The following is a 14,392-nucleotide window of genomic DNA, read 5'->3' as shown; positions in this document are numbered from 1 at the left end:
GCCCACGGGCCATGCTGTTCTTGGGCGGATCAGAGCGGGACGATAGCTATGACCACAACGGACATATTCGATGAGATGTGGGGCACGGACGGCGCGCTGCGCGAGCCCTATCGTGACTTCCATTCCTGGTTCGACCAGGAAGACCCCGCCCGCCTGCGCGCCAAACAGCGCGACGCCGACGAGCTGTTCCGCCTCACCGGCATCACCTTCAACGTCTATGGCAAGGCCGAGGCCGAAGAAAGGCTCATTCCATTCGACATCATTCCCAGGATCATTTCGGGCGCCGAGTGGTATCGCCTGTCGCGCGGCATCGAACAACGGGTTCGCGCCATCAACGCCTTCCTCCACGACATCTACCACAAGCAAGAGATCGTGAAGGCCGGACGTATCCCGGAAAAGATGATCAGCCACAACGACGCCTTCCTGCCGCACATGATCGGGGTCGAACCCCCGGGCGGCGTCTATACCCACATCGTCGGCATCGACCTTGTGCGCACCGGCCCGGGCGAATTTTTTGTGCTCGAAGACAACGCCCGCACGCCGTCGGGCGTCAGCTACATGCTGGAAAACCGCGAGACCATGCTCCAGATGTTCCCGGAGCTGTTCTCGCAAAATCGGGTGCAGTCGGTGCAGAACTACCCGGCCAACCTGCGCCGCTCCCTGGCCGCCTGCGCGCCTGAGAGCGCTTCCGGCGACCCCGTCGTCGCTGTGCTCACACCCGGGATCTACAACTCGGCCTATTTCGAACATGCCTTCCTGGCCGACCAGATGGGGGTTGAGCTGGTCGAAGGTCACGACCTGCGGGTCGTCGACGGTCGCGTCGCCATGCGCACCACCTGTGGCTACAAACCGATCGATGTACTTTACCGGCGGGTCGACGACGATTTCCTCGATCCGCTCAACTTCAACCCCGAAAGCGCGCTGGGCGTGCCCGGCATCATGGATGTTTACCGTGCCGGCAACATCACCGTCGCCAACGCCCCCGGCACCGGCATCGCCGATGACAAGGCGATCTACAGCTATATGCCCGAGATCGTCGAATTCTATACCGGCGAGAGGCCGCTTCTCAAGAACGTGCAGACCTGGCGCTGTTCCGAGCCCGAGGCGCTCGCCTATGTGCTCGACAATCTCGAGGAACTGGTGGTCAAGGAAGTCCACGGCTCGGGCGGCTACGGCATGCTGATCGGCCCGACCGCCAGCAAGAAGGACATCGCTGCCTTCCGTCGCAAACTCAACGCACGGCCCGGAAACTACATCGCCCAGCCGACACTTAGCCTGTCGACCGTCCCGATCTTTTCGCGCGCAGGGCTCAGCCCACGGCATGTCGATCTGCGTCCTTTCGTGCTCGTCAGCCCGGGAAAAATCCATGTCACGCCCGGAGGGCTGACACGCGTGGCGCTGAAGAAGGGGTCTTTGGTGGTGAACTCATCGCAGGGTGGTGGCACCAAGGACACCTGGGTGCTGGAGGACTGACGTCATGCTGGGGAAAACCGCCAACGGCCTCTTCTGGATGTCCCGCTATCTCGAGCGGGCCGAGAACACCGCCCGTCTGATCGAAACCGGGCAGAGGATCGGCCTCACTCGCCTCGGCAATTCCGACGAGGAATGGGTCTCGGTCCTGCAATCGGCCGGGGCTTTGACGGGCTTTCAGGCCTCGCATAACACCGTCACCAAGGATGCCGCCTTGAACTGGCTGTTGCGTGACCGCGACAACTCCTCGTCGATCCAGTCCTGCATCTCTGCCGCCCGGCAGAACGCCCGGCTGGTGCGCACGGCAATCACCGGCGAGGTCTGGGAGGCGATCAACGCCACCTACATGATGTCAAAGGACACGCTGGGACGAAAGGTGATCGAACGCGATCTGCCAGCGGTGTTGCGCACGATCCGGCAAAACACTGCCCTGGTCCGCGGCATGGTGAACGGCACGATGCTGCGCAACGACATCTACGATTTCCTGCGCATCGGCACTTTCCTGGAACGTGCCGACAATACGGCCCGCATTCTCGACGTGAAATATTACGTCCTGCTGCCATCGGTCAGCGCGGTCGGCAGTTCGATCGACAACGTGCAATGGGAAAGCATCCTGCGCTCGGTCTCGGCCCGGGGCGGCTTCCGCATGGAATACGGCGCCGAAGGGGGCCCGCAGGAAATCGCCCATTTCCTGATTTTCGACAAGCGCATGCCCCGCAGCCTGGCCTTCTGCGTCAGCAAGCTGAAGGACAACCTGCGCTATCTCAATGCTCGTGTGTCGAAACCCTGTGACTCACAAAAATTGGTGGCACATATCGAAACCAATTACCTGTCCCACGACATCGCGGAGGTGTTCGACTATGGCCTGCACGAATTCATCCAGAAAACGCTGTCTCTGCTGGCCGACCTCGCCCGACAGATCGAACAGGATTTCCGCTTCTATGAGTGACGCATGCAGCTGAAAATAAAACATACGACGCGCTACAGCTTCGAAGAGCCTGTAACCTACGCTCTCCAGCAACTGCGCAAGACCCCGAAGAATTCGCACCAGCAGCATGTGCTCGACTGGCGCACCAACATCACCGGCGGACGAAAGGAACTCAGCTTCGAAGACCACCATCATAACGTCGTCGAGTTGATCAGCATCGATCGCAACGCCACGGCGCTCGAGCTTGTCTCGGAAGGCACAGTCGAACTCACCGATACGCATGGCGTCGTCGGTCGTCATCGCGGGCCGGCGCCACTCTGGCTCTATGCTAAGCCCACACCGCGGACCGAGGCCCGCGCTGGCGTCCGCGAGTTGGTGCACGGGCTCGACACGACTTCGATACTCGACATGCTCCATGATATCTCGGTCCGGATCGGTGAGGCCATCAGCTACGAGGTCGGCACCTCCCAACCCAACTGGACCGCAGAAGACGCCATCGAAGCCGGCCGCGGGGTCTGCCAGGATCACGCCCATGTCTTCATCGCCTGCGCCCGCAAAATGGGCATCCCGGCGCGCTATGTGTCGGGCTACCTGATGCTGAACGACCGGATCGCGCAGGAGGCCATGCACGCCTGGGTCGAGGCCCATGTCGAAGGCCTGGGCTGGGTCGGCTTCGACGTGTCAAATGGTATTTCTCCCGACGCCCGCTACGTGCGCGTCGCAACAGGGCTGGACTATTCTGATGCCGCGCCTGTATCTGGCACCCGGATCGGTGGCGCGGGCGAGCTGCTCGAGGTCCAGATCGACGTAGCGCAGCAATGAGGCGTGGATGACATACTGCGTGGGAATGATGCTTGATGCGGGGTTGGTCTTCATGTCAGACACCCGCACCAATGCCGGGCTGGACAACATTTCGACCTTCAAGAAAATGACCACGTGGGAACACAAGGGCGACCGCGTACTCACCCTCTTGTCCTCGGGCAACCTGGCGACCACTCAGGCCGTGGTCAGCCTGCTTGATGAGCGCACCAAGTCACGAGAAGAGCGCGAACCCTCGCTGCTGGCGGTGCCCTCGATGTTCCAGGCGGCAAGGCTCGTCGCCGACACCCTACGCGAGGTGATCGACGAGCACCGCGAGGCTGGTCAGCAGGCCGACAGCGCCTTTCAGGCCACGTTGATCCTCGGTGGCCAGATCGCCGGCGGCCCGCCACGGATGTTCCTGATCTATCCCGAAGGCAATTTCATCGAGGCCGGGCGCGACACACCATTCTTCCAGGTCGGCGAAACCAAGTATGGCCGTCCGATCCTGGTGCGCGCCTATGACCCGAAGATGAGCTTCGAGACCGCGATGAAGCTGCTGCTCGTCAGCTTCGACTCGACGGTCAAGGCCAACCTCTCGGTCGGAGCACCCTTTGACTTCCATCTCTACGAGAACGACTCGCTCTGCATCGGCCCTAACGGTCGGGTCGAAGGCGACGACGCCTACTTCCAGACCATCGCAAAAGGCTGGGGCGACGCGCTGAAAGAAGCGCTCGACAGCCTTCCAGACTTCCACCTCTGACTCAGCCGTCAGACGGCCCCGATCTCCGTGATCAACGCCTTGATATCGTTCACGCCTTCGCGCGCGCGCAGGTTGGAGAAGACGAAAGGCTTGCCGCCACGCATCCGCTCCGAGTCGCGCCGCATTACTTCCAGATCGGCTCCGACATACGGCGCCAGGTCGGTCTTGTTGATGATCAGGATATCCGAACGAGTGATTGCCGGGCCGCCCTTGCGCGGGATCTCTTCACCCGCAGCGACGTCAATCACATAAATCGTCAGATCCGCCAGTTCCGGGCTGAACGTGGCCGACAGGTTGTCGCCGCCGGATTCGATGAACACAACCTCGACCTCGGGATGACGCGCCTCCATTTCGGCCACGGCGGCAAGGTTGATCGAGGCATCCTCGCGGATCGCCGTGTGCGGGCAACCCCCGGTTTCCACCCCGATGATCCGGTCGAGCGGCAGCACCTGCATCCGCATCAATGCCTCGGCATCTTCCTGCGTGTAAATGTCGTTGGTGATCACGCCCACCGAACGGCTGTCGCGGAACGCCTCGCAGAGTGCCGCCGTCAGCGTGGTCTTGCCGGCGCCCACGGGGCCGCCGATCCCGATGCGCAGGGGGCCGTTCGGACTCGTCATGTGCGGAATATCCTCGAATACTGGGTCTCATGTTTCATCGACGCGATGTCCGACAGGAAGGCGCTGCCGGACAGCCGTTCCAGATCGCCGTCGTTTGTCTCGTCGGCCACGTCCGCGCAAAGGGGGGTCAAACGGCGCAGCATCGCCTGCGCCGCGGTCTGCCCCACCGGCAACAGGCGCTGCCCTGCCGCGATCAGATTGGACAGGAAGGCTTGCAGGTAAATCGTCGCTGTCAGCTTCAACGGGATCTCTTCTGACCGCGCTGCACGGCCCAGCGCCACCGGATAGGTCAACCCCTGCAAATCCGCCGCCCACACTGCCGCCGTGACGGCGCAGAACGCTGCCCCCATCTGCTCGGTCTCCAGCAGCCGCTCTCGCGACGCCGCAAAGGCCCGTGCGGTGGCGTCGATCTCGGCGAGGTCTTGGTCGGTTGCGGCATGAAAAGCCGCCGCAAGGAGCAGCGCATCCGACCGCCCCGTACCATGCAAAAGGACGTCCTCCAGCCAGTGTTCCAGCGCCTCGCCATCACGCACCCACCCCCGATCCACCGCCGCCTCCAGCCCATGGCTGTAGGCGAAGGCACCCACCGGATAGGCGGGCGACAGCCATTGGCTGAGTGTCAGAAAGCCGATGCTAGTGGGCATGGGAGTGGGTGCGTCCATGGCCATACGCCCCGCCCTCGGGCGTGAAGGGCTCGCACACCATACGCAACCCGGCACCCAGTTTTTCCAGCATTTCCTGGATCACGTGGTCACGCTGGATCAGCAGGCGCCCGGACTCGATCTGGCAGGGCATGTGCCGGTTGCCGATATGCCAGGCCAGCCGCGTCAGGTCACCGGTCACCTCCAGCAGGTCCTCTTCGGCCGGCACAACCGAGATCAGCCGCCCGTCTTCAAGTGCAAGTGCATCGCCAGAACCAAGCGACGTGGTGCGTTCGAGATCGACCACAAAGCGCTCTCCGCTCACCGCGGTCAGGACCTTGCGGCGGAGAAATCGCTCGTCATAGGTCAGCCGGACACGGTCATCGCCGTAGTGACTGTGTTTCACACTGCGAGCAGTTGGTAAGCTCATTCGGTCCCCCTCAGAACAGGAAGTAGCGTTGTGCCATCGGCAACTCCTGTGCCGGCTGGCAGGTCAAAAGCTCGCCATCGGCGCGCACCTCATAGGTCTCGGGATTGACCTCGATCTGCGGTGTCGCGTCGTTCAGGATCAGGTCGGCCTTGCCGATGCTGCGGGTGTTCTTCACCGCCAGCGTCCGCTTGGCCAACCCCAGCGCATCGCCGATACCGGCGTCCTGCGCCGCGGCCGAGACAAAGGTTACCGCCGAATGCTCGACCGAACGGCCATAGGCACCGAACATCGGTCGGGAATAGACCGGCTGCGGTGTTGGGATCGAAGCGTTGGGGTCACCCATCTGCGCCATCGCAATGCTGCCGCCAATCAGAACCATCTCGGGCTTTACCCCGAAAAACGCGGGGTTCCACAACACCAGGTCGGCGCGCTTGCCTTCCTCGATGGATCCGATTTCATGCGCCATGCCATGCGCGATCGCCGGGTTGATCGTGTACTTGGCGATATAGCGGCGGACCCGGAAATTGTCGTTGTCGCCCTGCTCCTCGGTCAACCGGCCCCGTTGTTTCTTCATCTTGTCCGCGGTCTGCCAGGTGCGGATCAGCACCTCGCCCACCCGACCCATGGCCTGACTATCGCTGGCGATGATCGAAAACGCCCCCATGTCGTGCAGGATGTCCTCGGCGGCGATGGTTTCGCGCCGGATGCGGCTTTCCGCAAAAGCGACGTCCTCGGGGATTGACTTGTCGAGATGGTGGCAGACCATCAGCATGTCGAGATGCTCCTCGACGGTGTTGACCGTGAAAGGCCGCGTCGGGTTGGTCGAGGACGGCAGCACATGCGCCTCGCCACAGATCTTGATGATATCCGGGGCGTGGCCTCCACCGGCACCCTCTGTATGAAAGGCATGGATCGTCCGGCCCTTCATCGCTTTCACCGTGTTCTCGACAAAGCCGCTCTCGTTCAACGTATCGGTGTGAATCATCACTTGAACATCGAGAGCATCGGCCACCGACAGACAGCAATCAATAGCGCCGGGGGTGGTCCCCCAGTCCTCATGCAATTTCAGGGCGCAGGCCCCGCCAAGTACCTGTTCCTCCAACGCGGCGGGCAGTGAGGCATTGCCCTTGCCGGAAAAAGCGAGGTTCATGGAAAAGGCATCTGCGGCCTGCAGCATCCGCCCGATATGCCAGGGCCCCGGCGTGCAGGTAGTGGCAAGCGTGCCATGCGCCGGCCCGGTGCCTCCGCCCAACATCGTGGTGAGGCCAGAGTGCAGAGCATCCTCGATCTGCTGCGGACAAATGAAGTGGATGTGGCTGTCGAACCCCCCGGCAGTCAGGATGCGGCCTTCGCCGGCAATTGCCTCGGTCCCAGGCCCGATGACGATATCGACGCCGGGCTGGGTGTCGGGGTTGCCGGCCTTGCCGATCTTGGCGATCCGCCCGTCCTTCAGCCCGACATCGGCCTTGTAGATGCCGCTGTGATCGACGATTAGCGCGTTGGTGATCACCGTATCGACCGCGCCCTCGGCCCGCGTCGCCTGACTTTGACCCATGCCGTCGCGGATCACTTTGCCGCCGCCGAATTTCACTTCCTCACCATAGGTGGTGAGGTCCCGCTCGACCTCGATGATCAGATCGGTGTCAGCCAAACGGAGCCTGTCGCCCACGGTGGGGCCGAACATCGCTGCATAGTCAGCGCGGGGAAGAGTGGCGGGCATCTGTTTCTGCTCTCCGAACGGGTTTCCAAATCCTGCGGGACGGTTCGTCGTCCCGGGCAAGAACCAGCGCATCCGCGCTGGCCCAAAGTTTTTCTACAGGCTCGACAAAGCCTGCATGTCACACCATCGCGAAGAGGCGGGCCGGCCCACCGGTGCCGCCGCCGACTTTCGGCGCGCCGACAACCAGCGTCGCCCCGGCAGCCGGCACATCGTCGAGCCCCGCGATACACTCGATCCCATAACGCCCCGCCGGCAGCCAGGCATAGTGTGTGGCGAAATCCTGACTTGGCCCGTGATCAAGCGAAAGCGTGTCGACCGCGATCGCCGCCGCCTTGGTCTCCTCCAGCAGCATCTTTGTTGCCTCGACGTGGAAACCGGGGAAATGCAGACCCCCGGGACGCGCCGGATCTGCGCCTCGGAACTCCGGCCCGCCGGTCTTGGCCGCCCAGCCCGAGTTCATCGCCACGCAGGCGCCATCGGGGATCGGCCCGTTGGTGGCGATCCAGGCTTTGAGGTCATCTGGTGTCAGCCGCGTGTCCCGGTCCTCGGCCGCCCGCGCACGGATATCGACCACGCAAAGCGGGCAGACAAGGTTCTCGACCGGGATCTCGTCGACCGACGTTCCGTCTTCCGAGAAATGCAGGGGGGCATCGAGATGCGTGCCGGTATGCTCGTTGAGCGACAGGTTGTAGAGGTTGTAGCCATCCTTGGCGAAATCAAACGCCTTGTCATAGCCGATCCCTGGCACGCCCCCGAAGGTCGGAAACTCGGTATCGAGCGTATGGGTCATGTCATGCACGGTCCCGTGGCCCGCGGCCATCGCAGGCGTGGTGGATCCCAGCCCCGCCCCCATCGCCGTGGCTGCCGCGCCAACGGCGCCGGCGGTCAAGAAAGAACGCCGCGACAGCATCTTGTCCTTCACCGCGTTCATCACGCAAATATCGCACATCTTTTCAAACTCCCTTTGGTCTTGTTTTCCGCCGGTGAAACGCATCGCCCCGGCTAAAACAATCCTAGCACGATTCCTGTCAATCGAGCGCGCCCATGACCTGCTGGTTGAACCCGAACACCCGACGCGCGCCCCCAATTGGGATCAGTCGCACCTCGCGCCGTTGACCCGGCTCAAACCGCACCGCCGTCCCCGCCGCGATGTCGAGCCGCATACCGCGGGCCGCCTCGCGGTCGAATGCCAGCCCCGCATTGGCCTCGGCAAAATGGTAATGCGACCCCACCTGCACCGGCCGGTCGCCGGTGTTGGCCACCATCAACGTGATCGCCTCCCGGCCTGCATTCAGGATGATCTCACCGGCTGCGGGGAAAACTTCTCCCGGGATCACCGGCGCACCACATGGGCCAGCATGCCGCCAAGAAAAATGACGAACAACGCGATCAGCATGATCGACGGTGCTGCCTCCTGTGGGTGCAGATGCGCCCCGGAATGGGCCAGGGCCGGGCTGGCAAAGAGAACGAGAGGAAGAGCATATTTCATGACAAAACTCCTCAACGGATAGGGTTGTGAACAGTGACGAGCTTGGTGCCGTCGGGAAAGGTGGCCTCGACCTGGACCTCGTGAATCATCTCGGGCACGCCTTCCATGCATTGATCGCGGCCGATCACCTTGGCGCCGGCCTCCATCATGTCGGCCACCGACCGGCCGTCGCGGGCGCCCTCGACCACTGCGTCGGTGATAAGCGCGATTGCCTCGGGATGGTTGAGCTTGACGCCTCGCGCCAGCCGCCGGCGCGCAACGTCGGCCGCCATCGCGACGAGCAGCTTGTCCTTTTCTCTCGGGGTCAGGTTCATTTCAGATCATCCAGCATCTCGGAAGCGGAGTTTTCGTCAGTCGAACCAGGATCGGGATCAGCATCTGGCGCAGCGCAAAACTGTCCTGGGCCAGCGCCCGCAGGAACAACAGATCCGCACCAATCAGGCTGACCCCGGCGGTTTCGGGCAGCATGGCACGCAGCGGCCCCAGATATGCCTCGGCGTCCGGCGCCACGTACACTACGGATACCATCGCGCCGGATCCTGCCGCGATTGCGGCGCGCTCCAGATGCGCCGCGATGTTTCCATGCAGCGCAATCGCGTCGAGAAACAGCTTCTCGCCGCCGCGTCGGACCTCGATTCGGTCCAAGAACGTGCCGCAAGTCAGCGTTTCACCCATCGCACCGCGGCCGAAGACCAAGATTTCAGAAACCAGCAGCCGGGACGACGCGGCCATCTCGACCGCCAGCGACCGATCTAGCGCACAGCCAGCGAACAGGATCGTCTCCTGCGGCAGCCAGTTGAACGCGACGTCCTCACCCAGCAGCAACGACGACCGGATCACGCCGGTTTCGCCCGGCTGCGCGGCATAAGCCCGCTCGGCCGCCTGGGTCGTCAATGTCATCGCGGTGCCCGACTGCGCCTCGATATCGACCGCGAACCGGTCGCCGCCGGTCACCCCGCCGGCCGTGTTGAGCAGAACCGCCTCAATCTCCGGCCCGGTCCTCCGTGGAAACAGAAGCTTCGAAGACCCTGCCTGACGTAGCGTGTCGATCGCCGTCCGCGGTCCGTCGCGTTTGACCGACAGGTGGACATGGCCGTGGGCACGGGGCTGAAGCTCGGAATCGGGCCGTGGGGATATCCTGACCGTGGCGTTGATGGGTCTCGTCCTGCAAAATGGGTTCGCCGTCGATTTCACCACGCCGTCGCCGCTAATGTCAGCCCAGACCGCCGCAGCATGCGCCTCAGCTAAAAAATGTATGTCCAATGCCTGTTTTTCATGCAGTCGCGCTCGCGTCTGCCCAAGAAATCACCGGGGCGCGCAGGCCAGCGAATCGCACAGACCAATTCTCGTTCAGTTTCAGGGGGGGCGTCCGCCCGGGCTGTGTCGGACCCGACGCCGGCTAGGCTGATCCAGGCGCTGAGCATGAAGTGTTGACCCTGCCGCGATCCCAAAAACTTTCATATCAAATGCAGTTCTGCGGTCGGGCTCAAGAAAAGGACAAAGCGGAAAAACAGATGGGCCGCCCGAAGGCGGCCCATCCAGTATTTTTCGGCAATCATTGTCTTGCCGTTGGAGCAGAACTCATTGCTCCGGCTGGTTCGTGCCAGGCAGGGTCCAGCTGTTGTCCGACGAGATGTAGTCGTCGATCCACCAGATCCGGCGAGCCATGGCATCCGACTCGACGATTTCTTCACCGTCTTCACCGAACACCCACTGGGTCCAGGTCGCATAGAGCTTGCTACCATCGGTCTTGGCTTCAAGGTCGCCTTCGCTCGAGTGCGTGTCACCGCCAGCATTCGCGCGGTCGAACTCGTTGCAGAAGCCGCTGCCTTCGACCACGGTACCGATGATACCATCGTCCTCGTGCGGATCAGACGGATAGCAGAGCGTCGCGTCCGCACTTGCGGAGTCGGTCTCGGCCCAGACAACGTAGTCGTCACCAAAGCTTTCCGCACGGCTGTAGAACAGATCGAGCGGTTCCGCTTCGCCAACTTGCACGGTGCTGTTGTCGCCGGTCTCGAAGACCATGAAGTAACGCGACGGATCACGCACTTCAGCAACGCCGGTCGACGGATCCAGGCAGGTCATCACACTGGTGTCAATCGTCAGATCGGTGTCGTCGACACATGCGTCAGGATCGATAGCCGCAGCACTCGGGGCATAGCGCGGGTCAAGCGTGGTCACGCGCATACGGCTATGCTGCGTCACGTTGCGTGCTTGCTCCGCAATCCCGGCACCGTACTCGTAACACACCGTCGGCTCGTCTGCCTGCGGTACCTGGGTCACCTCCGAACGATAGTTCTCGCAGGTAACCGTACCGTCGCCAACATAGAGCTCGCCGTCGCTCGCGGTGAAGGACGCCGGAGTCGTTGTCCAGGTATCACCACCATCGAACGAACGCCGCACATACAGGTCGTAGCGGTCGTTGCCCTTGGCGTTGAGACGCCAGTTCGGCGACCAGGCGTACAGGAACATTGCAAAGTCCCCATCCAGGTAGCCGCGGTGCCCCTTGGACACGTCAAGCGGGTTGTACCAGCTCTGGTCCTTGAGGTTGGCGAACTCGTCGGTCCGATCGTCTGTGTCACAGGTCACGGCCGTGAAGTCACCCACGCTCTGCACGCCATCCGACGGGCACTGGTGCCAGGTCAGGATCTTGGTGGTGTTACCTTCGCCCTGGATATAGCCCTGAAGAATCGGGCCGCCCAGGCTTTGCGGGAACACGAGCTGACCAAAGGTCGACGATGCGAAATCGACTGTCGGGCAGTCATCCGCAGCGTTGGTCGCGCTGTCCAGGCAGGTATCCGGAATGACGCCAGACAAGTTGGTTGCAGGCGCCAGGCAGACCCCGTCAGGATAGTACGGGTTAGGCTCATCGAATTCAGCCCAGCCTCCGGACCCACCGACCTCTTCGCATTCCATGTTGGTGAACGCGTAGGGGTTGTCGTCGAGGCCTTCAGTGTAGTCCTCGGCATCGATCAGGATCCGGCGGAACATCGTGTCGGCCGGGCCACCCTGCCGCATCGCACCCTGTTTCCAGGACGACATGACGAGCGTACCGGTGTCTCCGACGCCAGTGTCCGCACCAAGACCTTTGCCGATCCCCTGCACCAGCAGGCTCGAACGCCGTGCGATCTCGGTATTGTAGAGATCATAGTTATAGGCGCCGAAGTCCCACATATCGACGGTGTTCAGAACCGGATAGAACTCACCGGTCCGCCAGTCGACTTCAGGCTGGTTGAGCAGGTTGCCCTGATTGACCAGGTTCTGCACCAGGCCGTTTTCATGTGCTGACGTCGCGGAAGTCTGCGGGTCGCCCATGTCGAAGCTGAAGTACCACTGGTTCTTGCCGATATCGGCGCTGCAATCTGGATCGTAGGCAGGATCATCTGCACGTACCGCTTCGCACGCCGTGCCGTCCGGCAGGAATGCGAACCGGCCGAGGCCTTTCGATTCCTCGGTTGCAACCACGACCCAAGCGCTGTCGGTCACGCCGTCACCGTCCGAGTCGTAGCCCTGCAGCGATGTGCGGGCCCGTGTCGAGGCGGTGTTGGCAAGGTTCGGCAGTCCGTCTTCGTTGACGCAGATCAGGCCTTCGGCACCGGATTGGCCTTGCGGCACAAGCGCGGTATCCTGACAGAAGTCCTGAAGACCGTAAGCTGCAGCCACATCATAGTTGCAGTAGCTGAAGACCTTGTTTTCCGAAGGCGTTTGGCCCGGACCGTATTCGTCGGCCTGACACTTGTCGTTGTTGGTCAGACGCATCGGAACCGCCCAAGGCACATAAACCTGCGGCCGTCCGGTAACCAGGAGGTCATGGTCGGCCATTGCGACAGGTTCACCTGCCGGATCGTCCGGGTTTTCGACCAGGTCGGCATGTTCCCATGGCAGGAAGCTGTACCAGACGTCGGTCTTGCTGTGCGCAACCGCGCCGCTCCAGCCTTCGCCCGGGCCTAAGCCCTGACCGGGACGCAGCCCGTCGGGGTCTTCTTGCCAGGTCATCGCGAAGCCGGCATCCTTGACCGCCCTCAACTCGACCCGGTTGGGATCGCGCCGGCCAGACGTCAGCCGCTCGGGCTTGGTCCAGACCATGTGCGTGGCTTCGACTTCCGTCGTGCGCGGATCGTCTCCGGCCCGCAGCACGCCGCGCGCCGTCCACAGACAGCCATACGGCACTTCGCCAGCCTGCGGATAGCCTTCGTCGGCGAAGTTGATCGACCTTTGTTGCCCAGCAACGCCGAACAGATCGGTCAGGTAGAGGTCGGCGTTGATATCGACGCCGAGATACGCCGAAAGCGCGTCCCGCCGCTCGAGAAGTTCAGGCTTCAGACCCTCGTCGTCGCCGTCCCACGCCATCGAATAGGTCGGTTGGCCTTGTTGGCAGAACCGGCTGGTCCAGGCCACCATGGCCTTGTTACCGGCAGTGGCATGCACGATGTTGTAAACACCACCGGGATATTCGGCGATGTCGAGACCGATACACTGCGTGGTCGAATCGTCACCGTAGTCCACAGTAATCGGGGCGCTGGTCTCGCCATCCGCAACCGCCGCGACGCGGCAGGGTGCAGAGTCGACACTCACGTTCCGCTTGGCCGAGAACTCGCTGTCTTTCTTCGCCAGCGTCTTGAACAGAACCTCGCCGGTGTCGAAGTTGATGATCTCAACCTGCTCGAGCCGATCAGCTTCCCCCTCGACCTTCAGTTTGCCGAAGTTCTTGTTGTGATCGCGCCAGACGGCTTCATCGATCTCGACGCTCAGGGTGGACCCGTGATGATCATCGTCATCGCCACCGTCGTCATCGTGACCGCTGCCTTCCCCGCCACCACCAAGGGTGAAGGACGTCAGGTCGGCTGATTGTGAGAGGTTGGTGGTTTTCCACGTCTCGCCATCGTCGAGGCTGACCCCGGCAAAGGCGTCCATGAAGCTGTGCGCGAAAGCTGTGTGCTCCACGCCAACCGCCGGCCCGTACATGAACACGTTGACCAGCGGTTTTGCCTGCTCGAGAGTCTCGACCAGGTTCTCATCGATATCGTAGTACTCGACCGGCTCCTGCAGGCCGCTGGCCCGCTGCGTCGGCACGAAGAACTTCAGCACATCCGTGTAAGCATGTTCCGCCTCCGCGATGTGCCCCCCGAAAACGTCTTCAGGTAGCACAGTCAGCTGATTGTCGATATTACCGCCAGTCAGCCGCTTGAGTACCTTGTCGCCATCATCGGCGTAGATTGGTATGCTCGTCCCCAGCAGCAACGCTGCTGTGGTACAGAGCAGTAATGTTTTACGTCTCATTTCATTCCTCCGTCGCGAACAATCGAAAACAGTTGGAGTAACTGTTTACTAAATGAAGACAATCACGCTTGCGATTTGCGGTATCGTCTTGATGAATCACATAGAATTCTCCCTTGCTTTGCTAATCTATCATGTTTTTCGAATGTCAGGTTTGACTCAGATCAATCGCTTCCGACCGGCACCTCATTTAAATAACCTTGTTACGTCAGAGCCACTGGTCTGCCGATTCGGAGAACTTGCGGGAAACACG

Annotated in this window: 14 protein-coding genes; 4 read left to right on the top strand and 10 right to left on the bottom strand. The window is 62.0% G+C overall.

The genetic code is table 11. The features are described 5' to 3' along the window. The first annotated feature begins 48 nt into the window (after positions 1–48). The 4 genes from NO357_RS13190 to NO357_RS13175 are packed head-to-tail and all read left to right on the top strand — an operon-like array spanning position 49 to position 3,959. A complete protein-coding gene (locus NO357_RS13190; RefSeq protein ID WP_306736139.1) occupies positions 49–1,473 on the top strand; it encodes a circularly permuted type 2 ATP-grasp protein in 1,425 nt (474 codons plus the stop codon). A 4-nt stretch (positions 1,474–1,477) separates the two neighbouring features. Continuing rightward, positions 1,478–2,419 (top strand): alpha-E domain-containing protein, encoded by a 942-nt coding sequence (locus NO357_RS13185; protein WP_306736138.1) that lies wholly within the window; start codon positions 1,478–1,480, stop codon positions 2,417–2,419. A 3-nt stretch (positions 2,420–2,422) separates the two neighbouring features. After that, positions 2,423–3,220: a transglutaminase family protein gene (locus tag NO357_RS13180; protein ID WP_306736137.1), complete on the top strand. Its 798-nt coding sequence runs from the start codon at positions 2,423–2,425 to the stop codon at positions 3,218–3,220. Positions 3,221–3,227: 7 nt separating this feature from the next. Then, on the top strand, positions 3,228–3,959 hold the full coding sequence (locus tag NO357_RS13175; RefSeq protein ID WP_306736136.1) for a proteasome-type protease: 732 nt from the start codon (positions 3,228–3,230) through the stop codon (positions 3,957–3,959). Between the two features lie 8 nt (positions 3,960–3,967). Here the strand turns inward: NO357_RS13175 and ureG are convergent, their stop codons facing one another. The 10 genes from ureG to NO357_RS13125 form a co-directional block, all read right to left on the bottom strand. Beyond that, positions 3,968–4,579, bottom strand: coding sequence for an urease accessory protein UreG (gene ureG / locus NO357_RS13170; RefSeq protein WP_306736135.1), 612 nt, complete (start codon positions 4,577–4,579; stop codon positions 3,968–3,970). After that, positions 4,576–5,223 (bottom strand): urease accessory protein UreF, encoded by a 648-nt coding sequence (locus NO357_RS13165; RefSeq protein WP_306736134.1) that lies wholly within the window; start codon positions 5,221–5,223, stop codon positions 4,576–4,578. Before NO357_RS13165 ends, ureG begins: the two co-directional genes overlap by 4 nt. Continuing rightward, complete coding sequence (locus NO357_RS13160; protein WP_306736133.1) at positions 5,213–5,650, bottom strand: urease accessory protein UreE; 438 nt, start codon at positions 5,648–5,650, stop codon at positions 5,213–5,215. The genes NO357_RS13165 and NO357_RS13160 overlap by 11 nt, the downstream gene beginning before the upstream one ends. Before the next feature lie 10 nt (positions 5,651–5,660). Further along, entirely contained in the window at positions 5,661–7,370 is a 1,710-nt protein-coding gene (gene ureC / locus NO357_RS13155) for an urease subunit alpha (protein WP_306736132.1), read from the bottom strand. A 118-nt stretch (positions 7,371–7,488) separates the two neighbouring features. Beyond that, positions 7,489–8,319, bottom strand: coding sequence for a cyclase family protein (locus NO357_RS13150; protein ID WP_306736131.1), 831 nt, complete (start codon positions 8,317–8,319; stop codon positions 7,489–7,491). Between the two features lie 79 nt (positions 8,320–8,398). Next, positions 8,399–8,707 (bottom strand): urease subunit beta, encoded by a 309-nt coding sequence (locus NO357_RS13145; protein ID WP_306736130.1) that lies wholly within the window; start codon positions 8,705–8,707, stop codon positions 8,399–8,401. Then, positions 8,704–8,859: a hypothetical protein gene (locus NO357_RS13140; RefSeq protein WP_306736129.1), complete on the bottom strand. Its 156-nt coding sequence runs from the start codon at positions 8,857–8,859 to the stop codon at positions 8,704–8,706. The genes NO357_RS13145 and NO357_RS13140 overlap by 4 nt, the downstream gene beginning before the upstream one ends. 11 nt (positions 8,860–8,870) lie before the next feature. Then, positions 8,871–9,173, bottom strand: a complete 303-nt coding sequence (locus NO357_RS13135) for an urease subunit gamma (RefSeq protein ID WP_306736128.1) — start codon at positions 9,171–9,173, stop codon at positions 8,871–8,873. A 1-nt stretch (position 9,174) separates the two neighbouring features. Then, positions 9,175–10,122: an urease accessory protein UreD gene (locus NO357_RS13130; protein ID WP_306736127.1), complete on the bottom strand. Its 948-nt coding sequence runs from the start codon at positions 10,120–10,122 to the stop codon at positions 9,175–9,177. Positions 10,123–10,440: 318 nt separating this feature from the next. Then, positions 10,441–14,142 (bottom strand): choice-of-anchor O protein, encoded by a 3,702-nt coding sequence (locus tag NO357_RS13125; protein ID WP_306736126.1) that lies wholly within the window; start codon positions 14,140–14,142, stop codon positions 10,441–10,443. Positions 14,143–14,392: the final 250 nt, after the last annotated feature.

Source organism: Marimonas arenosa (genome assembly GCF_030848945.1).
Taxonomy (GTDB): domain Bacteria; phylum Pseudomonadota; class Alphaproteobacteria; order Rhodobacterales; family Rhodobacteraceae; genus Marimonas; species Marimonas arenosa.
The sequence above is the reverse complement of the archived record's forward strand: the minus strand, read 5'-3'. Positions and strand labels throughout refer to the sequence as shown.

Coding starts and splice junctions, on each gene's coding strand:
- NO357_RS13160 (WP_306736133.1), bottom strand. CDS start 5,650: ATGAGCTTACCAACTGCTCGCAGTGTGAAACACAGTCACTACGGCGAT.
- NO357_RS13165 (WP_306736134.1), bottom strand. CDS start 5,223: ATGCCCACTAGCATCGGCTTTCTGACACTCAGCCAATGGCTGTCGCCC.
- ureC (WP_306736132.1), bottom strand. CDS start 7,370: ATGCCCGCCACTCTTCCCCGCGCTGACTATGCAGCGATGTTCGGCCCC.
- NO357_RS13175 (WP_306736136.1), top strand. CDS start 3,228: ATGACATACTGCGTGGGAATGATGCTTGATGCGGGGTTGGTCTTCATG.
- NO357_RS13185 (WP_306736138.1), top strand. CDS start 1,478: ATGCTGGGGAAAACCGCCAACGGCCTCTTCTGGATGTCCCGCTATCTC.
- NO357_RS13135 (WP_306736128.1), bottom strand. CDS start 9,173: ATGAACCTGACCCCGAGAGAAAAGGACAAGCTGCTCGTCGCGATGGCG.
- NO357_RS13125 (WP_306736126.1), bottom strand. CDS start 14,142: ATGAGACGTAAAACATTACTGCTCTGTACCACAGCAGCGTTGCTGCTG.
- NO357_RS13150 (WP_306736131.1), bottom strand. CDS start 8,319: ATGTGCGATATTTGCGTGATGAACGCGGTGAAGGACAAGATGCTGTCG.
- NO357_RS13180 (WP_306736137.1), top strand. CDS start 2,423: ATGCAGCTGAAAATAAAACATACGACGCGCTACAGCTTCGAAGAGCCT.
- NO357_RS13140 (WP_306736129.1), bottom strand. CDS start 8,859: ATGAAATATGCTCTTCCTCTCGTTCTCTTTGCCAGCCCGGCCCTGGCC.
- NO357_RS13190 (WP_306736139.1), top strand. CDS start 49: ATGACCACAACGGACATATTCGATGAGATGTGGGGCACGGACGGCGCG.
- ureG (WP_306736135.1), bottom strand. CDS start 4,579: ATGACGAGTCCGAACGGCCCCCTGCGCATCGGGATCGGCGGCCCCGTG.